Origin of the sequence: Polaribacter sp. 20A6 (genome assembly GCF_011378915.1) — a bacterium.
GTDB lineage: Bacteria > Bacteroidota > Bacteroidia > Flavobacteriales > Flavobacteriaceae > Polaribacter > Polaribacter sejongensis.
This window is the reverse complement of record NZ_WTPZ01000002.1, coordinates 111179-128244: the sequence shown is the minus strand read 5'-3', so window position 1 is coordinate 128244 and position 17066 is coordinate 111179. Positions and strand designations below refer to the sequence as shown.

Sequence of the window (17066 nt, the reverse complement as noted above, 5' to 3'; positions counted from 1 at the left end):
CTAGAAAATTAATATATTGTAAATTATATAAAACAGCATAATAATGAAAGAAAATATCTTATCTAATTTAAAAACATATGCATTTAAAGAGGTAACTTTTGATAAATTAATGCAAAATAGGATTAATAAGGTATTAATAGTTTGTTCTAACTACGATTTTTATATGCTTGAGGAAGATGGTAGAATTGAAGAACGAATTTTTAATGAATACACTTCTTTAAACCTAAGGCATCCACCAAATTTTATTCATGCAAATTCTGCAAAGAGAGCAATTAAAATGATGGAGACTCATCAAATAGACATTGTTATTACTTGGTTAGATATTGGTAATTATAATGCTTTTGAAACATCAAAAAAAATTAAAGAAGCTTTTCCTGATGTTCCTATTGCAGCTTTAAGTCATCATTCTTCTCAATTGAGAAGTAAGCTACAAAAAGAAAATACAGATAGTATAGATTTTGTTTTTCATTGGAATGGTAATGCAGACATATTTTTGGCAATTATTAAGTTAACCGAAGATAGAATGAATGCAGAAACGGATATTAATACGATTGGTGTTAAAGCTATTTTATTGGTAGAAGATTCACTGAAGTTTTATTCTAGATATATTCCGCTTATTTATAAAATTCTCCTTAAACAAACGCAAGGGTTAATGTCTGAAGGATTAAACGAGCATAGAAAAATGCTGTTAATGCGAGGGAGACCAAAAATTTTATTAGCCACTACTTTTGAGGAAGGTATTGATTTGTTTGATACCTACAAAGAAAATTTACTAGGTGTAATATCTGATGTTAATTACTTTAAAGACGGAGTTAGAAACAAAGAAGCAGGTTTTTTATTATTAGATTATGTAAGAAAATACAAACGTTATTTTCCTTTTTTAATGCAATCATCTAATGAAAATAATGAGAGGCGAACGTTAGAATTGAAAGGTAAATTTTTATATAAACATTCAGAAACTTTAGGTGTTGATATTAAAAATTATATTATAAAATACTTTGCTTTTGGAGATTTCGAGTTTTGGGATCCTACTCAAATGAAAGTTTTAGCAACAGCCAAAGATTTAGGTGAATTTCAAAGAGCTATAAAGAATGTTTCTGAAGATTGTTTGATGTATCATGCAAAAAGAAGTGAGTTTTCTAAATGGTTAAAATCTAGAGCGCTGTTTCCTTTAGCAGATTTATTGAGTGTTATAGAATATGATGAATTTGAAAACAATGGTCAAATAAGAGATTTCTTACTTAATTCTATTAAGGCATATTTAGTTTATAGATCTAGAGGTGTAATTGTAAAGTTTAATAAAGATAAATACGACGAGTTTGTTGGTTATGCACGAATTGGTGAAGGTGCTTTAGGAGGCAAAGCAAGAGGTTTGGCTTTTATAGATTCCTTTTTAAAACGGAATAATTTATATAACAAATATAAAAACGTAAGCATTACCATACCAAGAACTGTTGTAATAAGTACAGAGGTTTTTGATCAGTTTATAGAAACCCATAAACTAATAAAGTTTGCAGCAAAATGTACAGATGATGATAAAATATTACACGAATTTATTTCTAAAGATTTACCAGAATGGGCTTTAGAAGATATTAGAGCATTTTTAAAAACCACTACTTGTCCTATTGCAGTGCGTTCCTCAAGTATGTTAGAGGACTCAAATTATCAGCCTTTTGCAGGTGTTTTTGCAACCTACATGATTCCGAATTCTGAAATAAACAAAAAAGTTGAAATGGTTGCTAATGCAATTAAATCTGTTATAGCATCTGCTTTTTTTGAAAACAGTAAATTGTATTTAAAAGCAATATCACATACTATAGAAGAAGATAAAATGGCTGTAATTTTACAAGAAGTTATAGGTAAGCCATATCAAGATGTATATTATCCAAATATTTCTGGAGTAGCACGTTCTATTAATTTTTATCCCATTGGAGATGAAAAGGCAAGTGAAGGAATTGCAAATATTGCTCTAGGTTTAGGGGAAATAATTGTGGGTGGCGGACAAACATTACGTTTTTCACCATCTTATCCCAAAAAAATATTACAACTATCTTCTCCCGGCTCCACACAAAGAGAAACGCAACAGTATTTTTATGGTTTAGATTTGAATCCGGATAGTTATAAAGTTTCCACTTGTGAAGCCATCAATAAAAAGAAGGTAACGATTAGAAAAGCAGAAAATCACGGGTCTTTAAAGTTTGTAGCATCTACCTACGATTTACAAAATAATATGATTAGACCTGGTGTAATGCATGATGGTATTCGTGTAATTACGTTTGATAATATTTTAAAATACAATACATTTCCGTTGCCAGAAATTTTACAAGAACTCTTACGTGTTGGGCAACGAGAAATGAGAAGCCCTATAGAAATAGAATTTGCTGTAAAGTTAGATGTTCCTGCAGGTAAACCAAAAGAATTTAGCTTTTTGCAGATAAGGCCCATTATAGAAAGTATGGAAACCGTAAGTAAATTACCTGAAAATTTAGATATTTCTGAAACTATCATTTATTCTGAATCTGCTTTAGGAAATGGTAAATATGAAAACATTTGTGATGTAGTTTATGTAAAGCCAGAAACGTTTAATTCGGCAAATACAAGAGATATTGCAAGTGCCGTTGAAGAAATTAATAAAAAATTTGTAGCACTAGACAAGCCTTATATTTTGGTGGGTCCTGGACGTTGGGGTTCAAGTGATTCTTGGTTAGGAATTCCGGTGCTTTGGTCTCAAATTTCAGCTGCAAAAATAATAGTAGAATCTGGTTTAAATGATTTTAGAATAGACCCGAGTCAAGGGACTCATTTTTTTCAAAATTTAACCTCTTTTAAAGTAGGGTATTTAACCATCAATCCGTTTATAAAAGATGGCTTTTTTGATGTAGATTACTTAAATGAACAAGAAGCAGATTTTGAAGATTCTTTTTTAAGGCATATTTCTTTTAAAAATGACCTTACTGTTATTATTGATGGTGAAAATAATAAAGCAGCTATTTTTAAAGAAGGTATCTCTTTGGAAAACAGTACTTCAAATATAGAAGAATCATTTGAAGAATTGCCTCCAGAAGGATTTATGTAAAATGTATATTTTATAAAAAAACACTTCAAATAAATGAATTAATATTCAAATTCTTAGAAAAGAGATAAAATATTGTTAATTATCAAAAAACATGCTGAAAATTTTATTTTAAAATCAATTTTAAAATGTATTTTTGAAGTATAAGTTATTCAATAAAAATTACTAATTATACCATTATGAATGTAAAAGAAATTTTAACAAATTTGGAAACAAAACACCCTGGTGAAAAAGAATATTTACAGGCTGTTAAAGAGGTTTTAGAGTCTATTGAGACAATTTATAATGAAAATCCACAATACGAAGCCGCTAAAATTATTGAACGTTTAGTAGAACCAGATAGAATTTTAACCTTTAGAATTTCTTGGATTGATGATGCAGGACAGGTTCAGGTAAATATTGGGCATAGAGTGCAATTTAACAATGCCATAGGTCCATACAAAGGAGGTATTCGCTTACACCCAAGTGTAAATTTAAGTATTTTAAAGTTTTTAGGATTCGAGCAAATATTTAAAAATGCCTTAACAACACTACCAATGGGAGGTGGAAAAGGTGGTTCTGACTTTAATCCAAAAGGAAAATCGGATACCGAAATTATGCGTTTTTGCCAAGCATTTATGCTAGAGTTATGGAGAATGATTGGACCAAGTACAGATGTACCAGCTGGAGATATTGGGACAGGTGGTAGAGAAATTGGGTTTATGTATGGTATGTATAAAAAATTACAACAAGAACATACAGGTGTTTTTACAGGAAAAGGTTTAAACTGGGGAGGAAGCTTAATAAGACCAGAAGCAACAGGTTTTGGTGGAGTTTACTTTACAAAAGAAATATTAGAAACTAAAAATGATAATTTTAAAGGTAAAACAGTAGCGCTTTCTGGTTTTGGAAACGTAACGTGGGGTGTGGCTTTAAAAATTACAGAATTAGGCGGAAAAGTAGTTACAATTTCTGGTCCTGATGGATATATTTACGATGAAAAAGGGTTAGATGATGATAAAATTAGTTACTTATTACAGTTAAGAGCATCTAATAATGATATTGTTTCTCCGTATGCAATTGAGTTTCCAGAAGCAAAGTTTTATCCTAATGAAAAGCCATGGGGTGTAAAATGTGATATTGCAATGCCTTGTGCTACTCAAAATGAATTAAATGGAGAAGATGCCTTAAAATTAGTTGCAAATGGCGTGCAATATGTTGCAGAAGTTTCTAATATGGGTTGTACTCCAGAAGCTGTTCATGCATTTCATGATGCTAAAATTTTATACGCACCTGGTAAAGCAGTAAATGCTGGTGGAGTTGGAGTTTCTGGTTTAGAAATGTCTCAAAATGCAATGAAACTAAACTGGACTAAAGATGAAGTAGATGAAAAATTACATCAAATAATGCATTCAATTCATACAGCTTGTTTAATATACGGAACAGAAGAAGATGGCTATGTAAATTATGTAAAAGGAGCAAATATTGCTGGTTTTATTAAAGTAGCAGATTCTATGTTAGATTTAGGAGTTGTATAAAAATAAATAAATTAAATACTAAAGCGCATCAATTTTATTGATGCGTTTTTTTTTTGCTTTTTGCAGAAATAATATTTTATGTATGCTATTGAATGTAAGAGAATTATAAAATGTAAAAGAGCTGGGTTTTTACAGATTTTAACTCAGTAATGTTTGTCTTTTAAAATGAATTTATAAAGTAGTAAAAGCAGTAAAATAAAGGGATAATATGAGGGTTTATAAAGATTAAATAATTTTTTTTAAAGGCTAATAGTTTTAATTTCAACCAAGTTAGATTCGTAAGTTTGATTCTCTTAAGTTTTACTAAAACTTAAATATAACTTATATTTGTTATCGTTAAATTTTTATAAAATTCAAGAAAAATGCTTACAAAGATAGAGTCCAAAATAGAAGATTTCATGCAGTTGGTTGAAAAAAGAAACAGCCATGAACCTGAATTTTTACAAGCAGTTAGAGAAGTCTCTGAAACTTTAATTCCTTTTATTATTGATAATAAAAAGTACTACGGTAAAAACCTTTTATTAAGAATGGTAGAGCCAGAAAGATTAATTTCTTTTAGAGTAACATGGACAGATGATGATGGAGAAATAAGAGTTAATAGAGGGTATAGAGTTCAAATGAATTCTGCTATTGGACCTTATAAAGGTGGTTTAAGATTTCACCCTTCTGTAAATGCTAGTATTTTAAAATTTTTGGCTTTTGAACAAGTGTTTAAAAACTCTTTAACAACATTGCCAATGGGTGGTGGTAAAGGTGGTTCTGATTTTGATCCGAAAGGAAAATCTGATCGTGAGATTATGAGTTTTTGTCAGAATTTTATGAGTGAATTACAAAAACATATTGGACCAAATACAGATGTGCCTGCAGGAGATATTGGAGTTGGAGCAAGAGAAATAGGGTATTTGTTTGGAATGTATAAAAAATTAAGAACAGAATTTACTGGTATTTTAACAGGAAAAGGGATTGAATATGGTGGCTCACTAATAAGACCAGAAGCTACAGGTTACGGAACTGTATATTTTGCAGCATCTATGTTAAAACTTAAAAACGACTCTTTTAAAGGTAAGAATGTAGTGATTTCTGGATCTGGAAATGTTGCGCAATATGCTGCTGAAAAATCTATTGAATTTGGAGCAAAAGTATTAACGCTTTCTGATTCTGGAGGATATATTTATGATGAAGATGGTATTGATACAGAAAAGTTAAACCATGTGATGTATCTTAAAAATGAAAAGCGTGGTAGAATTAGTGAATATTTGGAAAAATACCCAAACGCAAAGTATTTTAAAGGAGAAAGACCTTGGTCTGTTAAATGTGATATTGCATTGCCATGTGCAACTCAAAATGAGTTAAATGGTGAAGAAGCAAAAACATTAATTAAAAACGGTTGTATATGTGTTACTGAAGGAGCAAATATGCCTTCTACACCAGAGGCTGTTCATGAATATCAAAAAGCAAAAATCTTATTTGCTCCAGGAAAAGCATCTAATGCTGGTGGTGTTGCAACTTCTGGTTTAGAAATGAGTCAAAATTCATTAAGATTAAACTGGTCTAGAGAAAAAGTAGAGGAAAGGTTAAAAGAAATTATGCAAAAAATACATGATTCTTGTGTTGAATATGGTAAAAATGAAGATGGGTCTGTAGATTATATCAAAGGAGCAAATATTGCTGGTTTTGTAAAAGTTGCAGATGCAATGCTAGCACAAGGTGTAGTATAATAGAACTCTTATAAGTTATAATATAAATGAAACGCGTCAATTTTTTGACGCGTTTTTTTGTTTATTTGCCTATATAAAACAATTTATGAGCTTTCTAATTTTTATTTTCTTAGGTTTCGGTGTTGCTATCTTAGGTAGTATAACACCTAGTTTTTTAAACTTAACAGTCGTTAAATTCAGTCTAAGGAATGGAAAAAAAGCAGCGTTTTATCTTATTGGAGGGTATGCTACTGTTTTATTTTTTCAAGCCAATATAGGTGCTTATTTATCGAGTATTTTAATGGAAAACTCAGAATACATAACCTTATTACAAAAAATAGGTACAGGTATTCTCTTGCTGCTTTCTATTAACTTTTTTAGATTGTATTTTACATCCAAAGAAAAGAAGATAAAAGAAGAAATACCTAAGTCTAAAGCCTATTTACATGGTATTGTAATGTCTCTTTTAAATACCATTGCAATTCCGTTTTATTTTACAACTATTTCTGTTTTAATAGGGTTAGAATACTTTGAATATTCTTACCTAAATGGATTTTATTTTTCAATTGGTTCTACAATTGGTTCTTTTACGTTATATTCATTGTATGCTATTATTGCCAAAAACATTGAACATAAACTAACTTTTATTGCTTCTAAAATGGATTTAATTTTAGGAACTTTAACAGGTGTAGTTGCGTTAGGAAACTTTGTTTTCCTACTTTACAAATAATTTATTTTGAATATCTTTTTACTCTTTTTTTTCGGGTTTATTTTCTCTTTCGTTGGTTCTATAACACCAAGTATGTTAAATATGACTGCGTTAAAAATTAGCTTAGAAAAAGGGAAATTAGCAGCTAACAAATACGCATTCGGAGTTTCTTTAATTATCGTTCCTCAGGTGATAATAGCGGTTGTTTTAACCAAATACATTGCACAAAACCCAACTATCCTAGAAACCTTAGAAAAAGTAGGAATCGTTGTTTTTATCGCTTTATCTTATTATTTTTATAATGAATCTAAAAAAGGGAAAATAAAAATTGATGAGGTAAATATCAAAGAAATAAATCCCCTACTAACTGGTATTTCACTATCTGTTTTAAACATGTTTGGCATTCCTTTTTTTAGTGGAACCATTATTACGTTAGATGTTTTTAAGTTGTTTAGTTTTGAGGCTGTTTCTGTACTATTTTTTACGTTAGGATCTGTATTAGGAACATTTTATATCCTATTTTTATATGGGAAATTTGCAAAAATTATTCAACAGAAAACAGGGAAACTCACAAAAGATATCAATCTAATTTTATCCATAATAACAGGTTTAGTAGCTGTTTTTACATTTATAAAACTATTTATTTAAAGAGAATATGAAAATTTTAAAAAACTTAATCGTTCAAGGAAAACACAGTAAACCTATTGTTGCAGATGTTTTTTACAAAGAGAATCATCAACCAAAAAAAGTAGTTATTTTCTGTCATGGTTACAAAGGTTTTAAAGATTGGGGAGCTTGGAATTTAATGGCGGAAGCGTTTGCAGAAGCAGGTTTTTTCTTTATAAAATTCAACTTTTCTCATAACGGAGGTACCGCTGAAAACCCTATAGATTTTCCGGATTTAGAAGCTTTTGGAAATAATAATTATACCAAAGAACTAGACGATTTAGAAAGTGTTATCGATTGGATTTCATCCGAAGAAAAATATAAAAACGAAGTTGAAATAAATGATATTTCAATAATTGGACATAGTAGAGGTGGCGGAATTGTCTTACTAAAAGCAAATGAAGATACAAGAGTGAAAAAAGTAATTTCCTTAGCTGCAGTGTGCGATTTTGGCTCTAGAAGCTCAACAATTGGCGATTTAGAAAACTGGAAGAAAACAGGTGTTAAATACGTTTTAAACGGACGAACAAAACAAAGTATGCCGCATTTCTATCAGTTTTATTTAGATTTTAAAGAAAACGAAGAGCGTTTAAATATTCAGAAAGCGGTAGAAAATTTAAAAATTCCACAGTTAATAATTCACGGAGATAAAGATACTTCTGTTTCTATTGATGAAGGTAAAAATATACATTCTTGGAATGCTGAAAGTCAATTCGAAATTATTAAAAATGCAGATCATATTTTTAATGTTTCTCATCCTTGGAAAAAAGAAAACATGTCTAAAGAATTAGAAGAGGTAATTGAAGTTTGTATTGATTTTTTGAAAAAATAAATCTACAAAGTATTTCCTTGTAGATTTATTTTAGGGTACTTGTTTTAGATTTCAAACTCTTTAGCAGAAAAGTAAATATCTATTGGAGAAGCTCCTACGTTATCTACCGTTTTTGCTACAGTTTTATCTGCGTTATAAATTACTAAACCACTATTATCTGGATCTATAAAATCCTTTAAACCGATAACGTAAACTTGTTTCGTATTTGGGTGTTGTTTTACAACTGTGTTAAATGCAATTCCGTCGTTAATTGGTGCTGCAAACTCTTCAATTACTTTGGTTTCTGTATTAAAAGTGTAAATTTTTCCAGATGCAGATTCAGACCAAAAAGCATTCACACTTTCTGAGTTCATTGTTAAAATACTATTTGTGTATAAATTAATAACACCATCTGTATCAGTTACTGTTTCATTTATAGAATAGTCTTCATTTAGTTTTGTAAAGGTGGCAGCTGTGGCTCTCTTTTCTTTTGCTACCCAAATAGTTCCGTTTTTATCTTTTAAAAGTCCAGAAATACTGTCATCAAAAGTTATTACAGAAGTAAATTCTTTAGTAGTCATATTCATTACAACTAATTCCTTTCCATCTGCAATTAACACATTTTCTGCATCTACAATTAGTGCAGCATTGTTAAAAAGAATTTCATTAGAAACCTCACTTATAGCATCACCAATACCAGTAGTGGTATTTACATGGCAAAGATTGTAATTTCTACTTCTTCCACTTCCAGAGGTATTAATTACCAAACCATCCGTGTTAGAATACATTTGTAAATAAGATGGAGAAGATACGTTAGAAGAAGTTATAGATTCTTCTACACTTAATGTTTCTAAGTTAACTTTAGAAATATATGATGGTCCGTTTTGACTTACAATATATAGTTGATTATTATAGCTAGAAAAAGAGGTGCTTTCTGCATTTTCAGATACAGTAACGTTTGGTGTTGCAATTTGATTTTCGTCTAGAAATGTAAGTGCTGTTTTATCACTTTCTAGAGATAAGATAAAGGCATTATTGTAAGTTATTGGAGCTTCAGGAACTACATCTTTTTTAGTACAAGATACTGCAAATAATAAGCCAATTAAGGCTAATCTAGTTAGACAACTTTTCATTATGATTGATTTTAAAATTTTAAATAACAAAATAGGCAAGTTCTTACCCTTATTAAAAAGCGAAAAAACCATGCATATGACACGTATTTCTTTTAACTTTTTTCCCGAAAGTTAAAAAAGACGAATATAATTTTTGGCAGGTCTCCTGGCTTGCATTTTGTTAAAACCTTCCCGTCTTTTGTAAAGACAGTGGTGTAAGAAATAACGATAATCTAAACTAGACAATGCTTACAGTTGCGGGAACAGCTCAGGCTTAAAAAAACTACCTGATTCCCTTTTAATTTTAATTCAATTTATTGAATATAAAACCAAAAATTTATGATGCAAAAGTATCCCCTTTTTTCATTATAAAAAACTAATTTCAACAAATAATCTAGTGTATTTTTAGGTCTTAGGAATTGCAATTTCCTTTTATGAGATAGCGAGATTTCTCAATCGCTAAAGTTCTTATTTTGAAGTGATAAAGCTGAATGCAAAAAAACACAGAACTTATCACTGAGAAGTATTTAGAAGTCTAATAGCAGTGATACCATAAACATGAGCAAATTCATGAGATTCCTCAATCGCTTAAAAAAAGCTCATTTCGGAATGACGAACTGTATGAAAAAAACACCCAATTTGTCATTTCGACGAAAGGAGAAATCTCATAACAGTGATCCCAAAACAGCGAGCAACATTATGAGATTTCTTTCTCCATTCGAATTAACAAACAGCGTAAAACACTGAATACTGCTGCTGTAAGCTGAATACTAAAACCACAAACTACTTCTCACTCTCCAATTCCAAAACCTTTTGAATCATTTTATCATCCTGGTGCATAATTCTGTAAAAGCCAACATCGCCAAAAAGTGTATTTGCAATAGAAGCTTTTAGGTATTTTTCTAAGCTTATTTTGGTTGTTAAAGAAGGTTTAAAAGTATCTTTAATATCAGATAAATAACTATTAAAAACAGTCCCATCTGTATCAAAATCTGTAATAAAACTATCTATTGTCCATTTTTGCAGCTTTTTTCTATTGTTATCAACATAATCAAAAGCAAAATCATTAATGGTATTAAAGTAGTAACCATTCATATAAGAAGTAGTGTCTATTGGTACAAAAACATCCGGAATAATTCCTCCGCCACCATAAACAATCTTTCCTTTAGGAGTTTTATATTTAAGAGAATCTACCACTTTTATGCTGTCTTTATTTAACAATTCACCATTAGAAACCCTCTTCTGATAATCTGTATAATAATTCTTATTTCCTTTGTGGTCATATGGTTTTTGAATAGATCTACCGGTTGGCGTATAATAACGAGCCGTTGTTAAACGCACAGCAGAACCATCGCCTAAATCCATTTCTATTTGTACCAAACCTTTTCCAAAAGAACGTCTTCCAATAATGGTTCCTTTATCGTTATCTTGTAAAGCACCCGCTAAAATTTCTGATGCAGAAGCAGAGTTTTCGTCAATTAAAACATACAAACCACCTTTTTCAAAATCACCTTTAGAGGTTGCAAAAGATTCATCTATTTCGTTTTTATTGTTTTTTGTAAAAACAATCAGTTTATCATCTTCTAAAAATTCATCAATAATACTATTTGCAATGTCTATAAAACCACCACCATTGCCTCTAATATCAAGAATTAAATCGGTCATTCCATCATCAATTAAGGTGTTTAATGCAGATTTAAATTCACTGTAAGTATTTCTCGCAAAACGATCTAATTTAATATAACCAACAGAGTCGTTCACCATATATGCTAAATCAACACTTTTAATATTTACATTACCACGAGTCACAGAAACGGTAAAAGTAGAGTCAATACTTTTTCTATAAATTTTAAGCGCAACTTTGGTATTTGGTTTCCCTTTTAAATAACCAGGCACTTTATCGGTGTACATTTTTTTACCATACAAAGTATCTTTGTTAGCCATTAAAATTCTGTCTCCTGCCTTAATTCCTGCTTTTATACTTGGTCCACCTTTTATAGGTTGAATAACGGTAATTGAATCTTCAATCATTCTAAACTGAACGCCGATTCCTACAAAATTACCTTGCATGTTTTCTGTAACTGCTTGCAGCTTTTCTTTAGGAATATAAACAGAATGCGGATCTAGTTTACCCAACATTTGCGTAATAGCTCCGTCTAAAAGACTTTCTGTATTTACGGTATCTACGTAGTCTTTTTCAATAAAATTAATAAGTTTTCTTATTTTTAGTTCTTGAGACGAATTTTTATTTAAAGACAACATATTGCTACCACTTCCGTTAAGCGAAAGTCCAATAAGTAAACCAAAAATAACTGCTAAAGATAAGTATATAGGGAGGTTGTTTCTATTCTTCATAAGGTAAATGCATAATTTCTACGCCTGCTTTTTCTAGAAAATTGATACCAGAAGTATCCTTGTATGATTCTGCATACACAACACGTTTTATTCCTGCTTGGTGAATTAATTTGCTGCACTGAGTACATGGAGATAAGGTAATATATAAGGTTGCACCCTCTGCAGATTGTGTAGAAGACGCCACTTTTAAGATCGCGTTTGCCTCTGCGTGTAAAACTTCCCACTTTGTAACTCCATTACAATCTTCGCAAGAATTATCAAAACCAGTAGGTGTTCCGTTAAAGCCATCAGAAATGATCATTCTGCCTTTTACAATTAACGCACCTACTTGTTTACGTTTGCAATGAGAGAGTTTCCCCCATTCGCGAGCCATTTTTAAATAAGCCCTATCGTATTTTAATTGTTTCTTTTCAGTCATACAGAACGAAAGTAAAAAGATTTAGATAAATATGACGTTAATAATTAGACAAAATTTATTTTCAGCTGTTATGAATAATTTTTTGGGCGTTCCCTTATAGGTCGGGCTTTCCCCTACAATCTTTTTATTCATCCTTCATAAAAAGGATTTTCACTGCAATCCCTAACGCAGCTAGTCTGCAAACAGCAGTTTAATACTTTAAAATTTAAGGCTTACCAAAACACTCTATCTAGCATCATTTGTATAGAAAAACCAATTACAATAGACGAGCAAACTAAAATCCAATCTCTTCTGCTAACTCTAAAAAAGTTTTGAAGTAATGTACCAACAATTAAAATACCTAAGACAATAATAATTTGAGCAGCTTCTATACCTAATGCAAATTCTAATAGCGGAAACAATTTATTTTCTTCTTTACCAACCATCATTTTAAAATAGTTAGAAAACCCTAAACCGTGAATTAAACCAAAAAACAAAGCAAATATTAAGTTGATGTTTTGTTTACCTGAAGCAGTGTTTTTAGCTGTAAAAACATTTATTGCTCCAGTTATAAAAATGGTTACCGGAATTAAATATTCAATAATATCTATTCTAATTTTTAGAATTCCGTAGGCAGATAAAGCCAAAGTAACAGAATGACCAATTGTAAATAAGGTTACTAACCATAAAACTTTTTTCCATTGTTTAAAGCTAAATACAACAGCTAGCACAATCAAAAATAAAATATGATCGTAAGCAGATAAATCTAACACATGGTTTAACCCCATTTTAAAATACAGTAAAAAATCGTCCATTAAAAAAAATAATTAAGTGTGAATGGTAAAGATATTAAAAACAGTTATCGCATAAAAACCTAAATACACTATTAACAATTCTAATTACTAAATTTTAAATAAAATCAAATTTATAAGTATTCATTCCTTTAAATCGATAATAATTTGATAAATACGTAAAGTTTATTACTTTAAATAAGTATTAATACGTAATAATACTTAGTTTTGTAATTCAAATACGTAATTATGAAAACAGTTATAGTTGTCGGAAACGGAATGGTTGGTTATAAATTTTGCGAAAAATTTGCAGCAACTCCAGAAAGTAAAGATTTTAAAGTTATTGTTTTTGGTGAAGAACCAAGACCTGCTTATGATAGAGTTCATTTAAGTGAGTTTTTCGAAAATCAAGATGCAAAAGCCTTAGAAATGGCACCTGCAGAATGGTATAAAGAAAACAATATCGATTTAATTGTTGATGAAAGAGTTTCGGAAATCAATAGAAAATCTAAAGTAATTACTACGGCAAACGATAGAGCCTTTTCTTATGATTATTTAGTGTTAGCAACAGGTTCATCTGCTTTTGTTCCACCAATTAAAGGCGTAGAAAAAGAAGGGGTTTTTGTATACAGAACTATAGAGGATTTAGAAGGAATGTTGGCGTATGCAGCAAAACTGAAAGAGAAAAACCCAAATGCAAGAGCTGCCGTTTTAGGTGGAGGATTGTTAGGTTTAGAAGCAGGTAAAGCCGTTATGGATATGGGATTAGAACCTCATATTGTAGAGTTTGCCTCTAAGTTAATGCCAAGACAATTAGATTCTAGAAGTAGTAACGTATTGCAATTAAAATTAGAGTCTATAGGATTAAATATTCATTTAAACAAAGCAACCAATCAAATTCTAGGTGATACATGTATTACAGGAATGGAGTTTGGCGAAGATGATGTTTTAGACGTAGAAATGTTAGTCGTTTCTGCCGGAATTAGACCGAGAGATGAGCTAGGTAAAGTGTCTGGTTTAGAAATGGGTGTTCGTGGCGGAATTGTAGTAGACAATAAAATGCAAACTTCCGATCCAAGTATTTTTGCAATTGGAGAAGTTGCTTTGTACAACCAAATGATTTTTGGTTTGGTGGCGCCTGGTTATGATATGGCGGGCGTTGCAGTAAATCAAATTATTGGAAATGTAGAAGAATTAATGCCTGCAGAGATAGATATGTCTACCAAATTAAAATTAATTGGTGTAGATGTAGCAAGTTTCGGAGAGCCTTTTATGCCAGCATCAAAAGGACATTCAGTTATTTTCGAAAATAAAACTCAGCATTTATATAAAAGAATTAATGTTAGTTTAGATGGAAAGTCTTTATTAGGAGGAATCTTAGTTGGTGATGCATCGGACTATAATATGTTGCACCAAGTATATTTAAACGGAATGCCAATTCCAGAAGATGCAGCACAATTAATATTGCCAGCAACAGAAGGCGGTGCTTTTGGTAGTGCTTTAGATTTACCAGACGAAGCGCAAATTTGTTCTTGTGAGAATGTAACAAAAGGTCAGATTTGTGGAGCCATAAAAGACGGTTCTTGTGAGGATTTAGCCGGAGTTATATCATCAACAAAAGCAAGTACAAGTTGCGGTGGTTGTAAACCAATGGTTACAGATTTGGTAAACGAAACGTTGAAATCACTTGGTAAAACGGTTAAAAATGTAATTTGTGAACATTTTGAATATAGCAGACAAGAGTTATACGGAATTATAAAAGCTAAAAAACTGACTTCCTTTAACGAGGTGTTAGATGCTTGTGGAACTGGTCATGGTTGTGAAACTTGTAAGCCGTTAGTTTCTTCAATTTTTGCAAGTTTATATAATGACACGCCAAATAAAGAAGATGTTACTCAAGATACAAACGATAAATTTTTAGCAAACATTCAGCGTAACGGAACCTATTCTGTAGTGCCAAGAATTGCTGGTGGAGAAGTTACTCCAGAAGATTTAATTGTTCTAGGCCAAATTGGATCGAAATACAATTTATACACAAAAATTACCGGTGGAGCTCGTATCGATTTCTTTGGTGCAGAATTAAACGATTTACCTGCTATTTGGAAAGAGTTAATTGCTGCTGGTTTTGAAAGCGGACATGCGTACGGAAAATCGTTAAGAACTGTAAAAAGTTGTGTCGGTTCTACATGGTGTCGTTATGGTTTAGATGAAAGCATCACGTTTGCCATTGAACTAGAAAACAGGTATAAAGGATTGCGTTCTCCGCATAAAATTAAAGGTGGAGTTTCTGGTTGTATCCGTGAATGTGCAGAAGCGAGAGGTAAAGATTTTGGAATTATTGCTGTAGAAGGTGGTTGGAATCTTTATGTTGGTGGAAACGGTGGAGCAACACCAAGACATGCTCAGTTATTAGCAGAGAAAATAGACAACGAAACGGTTATTAAATATTTAGACAGATACTTAATTTACTACATACAAACTGCTGCTCCGTTAATGCGAACTGCCGCTTGGTTAGATAAATTAGAAGGCGGAATTGAGCAATTGAAAAAAGTAGTTATCGATGACAGTTTAAATATTGTTGAAGATTTAGAAAAAGAAATGCAATTCTTGGTAAATGCGTACGAATGTGAGTGGAAACAAGCCATCGAAAATGAAGAAACTCAAAAACGTTTTCAGCATTTTGTAAATTCAGATGATAGAGATGATAACTTAGTATTTGTTCCGTTACGTGATCAGAAAATGCCAGAACTTTGGAAAAATTAATTTTTCAGCTATAAATGATAACGTACAGTTTTGTCATTTCGACGTTAGGAGAAATCACATAAAGTTGCTCAACATTATGTGTTCACCGTAATGCGACTTCTCTTAGAATTGAAGTGACAGAACGTTTTAAAATAACATTTTAAATCTCAATTATTTTCAATAATACTATTTAGTTGAACAGAAATAACAAATACAATTATGGACACATTACTTTTAAAATACAAAACAGTAAAAGAAGCAGATGTAAAGGTTTGGTTTAAAGCAGCTCCTGTAAATGCATTTCCAAAAGATGGTGGTGCATGTGTAAAATATAAAGATTTACAAATTGCTGTTTTTAATTTTTCTAGATTAGGTAAATGGTATGCTTGTCAGAATTTATCACCAGAAAAACAAGAAAACGTGTTGTCTAGAGGTATGTTGGGCGATCATAAAGGGATTCCTAAAATTGCGTGTCCGTTACACAAGAAAACATTTTCATTAGAAACGGGCGAAAATTTAAATGCAGATTTAGAACCTATTGCTGTATATCCAATTAAGATTGAAGCAGAAAATGTGTATATTGGCTTCTCAGAATAAACAAAAAAGATGAAGCCAACAAGATTTGAAACTGCTATTGCTATTATTGATAAAAAAAATGCAGAAGACCCAAACAACTATCAAGTTTCTGGATTAGAGTATCCTAAAGAGTTATTATACTCGCAAAGAATGACAAGAAAGTTGCTTCAGTTTGATCCTAATGCATCAAAGGCACTTCAAATTTCTGCAAGAGCACAACACATTTGTCGTTGGAAAATTGGTAGAAAAGAATATCCAATGGATAGGACTGGATATTTAAAATGGCGTGAAGAATTAAAAAAAATGCATGCAAAACTTACAGGAGAAATCTTAGAAAAAGTTGGTTTTGATGATGAATTTGTAGACCGAGTAGAAAAGATTATCTTAAAAAAATTAATCAAGAAAAACGAAGAAGCTCAAACTTTAGAAGATGTTATTTGTTTGGTTTTTCTAGATTATTATTTTGATGAATTTGCAGCAAAACATACCGATGAAAAAATTATCGATATTTTAAAGAAAACGTGGGTAAAAATGTCTGATAATGGACATGCAGCAGCGTTAAAAATTCCATTTTCAGAAAAAAGTCTAGACTTGGTAAAACAAGCTATTTCATAAATAAA

At 31.0% G+C, this 17066-nt stretch carries 13 protein-coding genes and 1 riboswitch; of the genes, 9 read left to right on the top strand and 4 right to left on the bottom strand.

Annotated elements, in window-relative coordinates; genetic code table 11:
* Positions 1-43: 43 nt before the first annotated feature.
* The 6 genes from GQS57_RS04275 (at position 44) to GQS57_RS04250 (ending at position 8494) form a co-directional block, all read left to right on the top strand.
* Positions 44-3076: a PEP/pyruvate-binding domain-containing protein gene (locus GQS57_RS04275; protein WP_165731353.1), complete on the top strand. Its 3033-nt coding sequence runs from the start codon at positions 44-46 to the stop codon at positions 3074-3076.
* A 176-nt stretch (positions 3077-3252) separates the two neighbouring features.
* The gene (gene gdhA, locus GQS57_RS04270) at positions 3253-4590 is read left to right on the top strand and encodes an NADP-specific glutamate dehydrogenase (RefSeq protein WP_165731352.1); all 1338 of its coding nucleotides are present in this window, start codon (positions 3253-3255) and stop codon (positions 4588-4590) included.
* Between the two features lie 374 nt (positions 4591-4964).
* Positions 4965-6308 (top strand): NADP-specific glutamate dehydrogenase, encoded by a 1344-nt coding sequence (gene gdhA / locus GQS57_RS04265; protein ID WP_165731974.1) that lies wholly within the window; start codon positions 4965-4967, stop codon positions 6306-6308.
* Between the two features lie 85 nt (positions 6309-6393).
* On the top strand, positions 6394-7017 hold the full coding sequence (locus GQS57_RS04260) for a LysE family transporter (protein WP_165731351.1): 624 nt from the start codon (positions 6394-6396) through the stop codon (positions 7015-7017).
* Positions 7018-7098: 81 nt separating this feature from the next.
* On the top strand, positions 7099-7644 hold the full coding sequence (locus tag GQS57_RS04255; protein ID WP_240915429.1) for a glutamate dehydrogenase: 546 nt from the start codon (positions 7099-7101) through the stop codon (positions 7642-7644).
* 7 nt (positions 7645-7651) lie between these two features.
* On the top strand, positions 7652-8494 hold the full coding sequence (locus GQS57_RS04250) for a S9 family peptidase (protein ID WP_165731350.1): 843 nt from the start codon (positions 7652-7654) through the stop codon (positions 8492-8494).
* 44 nt (positions 8495-8538) lie between these two features.
* Here the strand turns inward: GQS57_RS04250 and GQS57_RS04245 are convergent, their stop codons facing one another.
* From GQS57_RS04245 to GQS57_RS04230, 4 genes are all read right to left on the bottom strand, one after another.
* Positions 8539-9606: a hypothetical protein gene (locus GQS57_RS04245; protein WP_165731349.1), complete on the bottom strand. Its 1068-nt coding sequence runs from the start codon at positions 9604-9606 to the stop codon at positions 8539-8541.
* Positions 9607-9723: 117 nt separating this feature from the next.
* Positions 9724-9934, bottom strand: a riboswitch (cobalamin riboswitch).
* 434 nt (positions 9935-10368) lie between these two features.
* Positions 10369-11940: a S41 family peptidase gene (locus GQS57_RS04240; protein WP_165731348.1), complete on the bottom strand. Its 1572-nt coding sequence runs from the start codon at positions 11938-11940 to the stop codon at positions 10369-10371.
* Positions 11930-12358 carry a dCMP deaminase family protein gene (locus GQS57_RS04235; RefSeq protein WP_165731347.1) on the bottom strand — a complete coding sequence of 143 codons (429 nt, stop codon included), beginning with the start codon at positions 12356-12358 and terminating at the stop codon, positions 11930-11932. The genes GQS57_RS04240 and GQS57_RS04235 overlap by 11 nt, the downstream gene beginning before the upstream one ends.
* Positions 12359-12570: 212 nt before the next feature.
* Complete coding sequence (locus GQS57_RS04230; RefSeq protein ID WP_165731346.1) at positions 12571-13152, bottom strand: HupE/UreJ family protein; 582 nt, start codon at positions 13150-13152, stop codon at positions 12571-12573.
* Between the two features lie 225 nt (positions 13153-13377).
* Here GQS57_RS04230 and nirB point away from each other — a divergent pair, with 225 nt between their 5' ends.
* From nirB to GQS57_RS04215, 3 genes are all read left to right on the top strand, one after another.
* Complete coding sequence (gene nirB, locus GQS57_RS04225; protein ID WP_165731345.1) at positions 13378-15891, top strand: nitrite reductase large subunit NirB; 2514 nt, start codon at positions 13378-13380, stop codon at positions 15889-15891.
* 198 nt (positions 15892-16089) lie between these two features.
* Entirely contained in the window at positions 16090-16467 is a 378-nt protein-coding gene (gene nirD, locus GQS57_RS04220) for a nitrite reductase small subunit NirD (protein ID WP_165731344.1), read from the top strand.
* Between the two features lie 9 nt (positions 16468-16476).
* On the top strand, positions 16477-17061 hold the full coding sequence (locus GQS57_RS04215; protein WP_165731343.1) for a DUF4202 domain-containing protein: 585 nt from the start codon (positions 16477-16479) through the stop codon (positions 17059-17061).
* The last annotated feature ends 5 nt before the right edge of the window (positions 17062-17066 follow it).